General features: G+C 55.2%; 1 protein-coding gene. It reads left to right on the top strand.

The features are described from left to right. Positions 1-1,026: elongation factor Tu (gene tuf, locus A8O26_RS29095; protein ID WP_064121020.1), on the top strand; the 1,026-nt coding region annotated here is incomplete at its 5' end.

Raw genomic sequence — 1,026 nt, forward strand, 5'->3', positions numbered from 1 at the left:
AAAGCTCGCGGTATCACCATCAACACCGCACACGTTGAGTACAACTCGAAGATCCGTCACTACGCTCACGTTGACTGCCCAGGTCACGCTGACTATGTGAAGAACATGATCACCGGTGCTGCTCAAATGGACGGCGCTATTCTGGTTTGCTCGGCCGCCGATGGTCCGATGCCACAAACCCGTGAGCACATCCTGCTGTCCCGTCAGGTTGGCGTTCCGTACATCGTGGTTTTCCTGAACAAGGCTGACCTGGTAGACGACGCTGAGCTGCTGGAACTGGTCGAGATGGAAGTTCGCGACCTGCTGTCCACCTACGACTTCCCGGGCGATGACACTCCAATCATCATCGGTTCGGCTCGTATGGCTCTGGAAGGCAAAGACGACAACGAGATGGGCACCACTGCCGTCAAGAAGCTGGTTGAAACTCTGGACAGCTACATCCCAGAACCAGTACGTGTTACCGACAAGCCGTTCCTGATGCCAATCGAAGACGTATTCTCGATCTCGGGTCGCGGTACTGTTGTGACTGGTCGTATCGAGCGCGGTATCGTTCGCGTTCAAGATCCGCTGGAAATCGTTGGTCTGCGTGACACCACCGTTACTACTTGCACCGGTGTTGAAATGTTCCGCAAGCTGCTCGACGAAGGTCGTGCTGGCGAGAACTGCGGCGTTCTGCTGCGTGGCACCAAGCGTGACGACGTTGAGCGTGGTCAGGTTCTGGTTAAGCCGGGTTCGGTTAAGCCGCACACCAAGTTCACCGCAGAAGTTTACGTTCTGAGCAAGGAAGAAGGCGGTCGTCACACTCCGTTCTTCAAGGGCTACCGTCCACAGTTCTACTTCCGTACTACTGACGTGACTGGTAACTGCGAGCTGCCAGAAGGCGTTGAAATGGTAATGCCAGGTGACAACATTCAGATGACTGTTACCCTGATCAAAACCATCGCGATGGAAGACGGTCTGCGTTTCGCTATCCGTGAAGGCGGTCGTACCGTCGGCGCTGGCGTCGTAGCCAAAATCATCGAGTAA

Source organism: Pseudomonas fluorescens, from assembly GCF_001648775.1.
GTDB classification, from domain to species: Bacteria; Pseudomonadota; Gammaproteobacteria; order Pseudomonadales; family Pseudomonadaceae; genus Aquipseudomonas; species Aquipseudomonas fluorescens_M.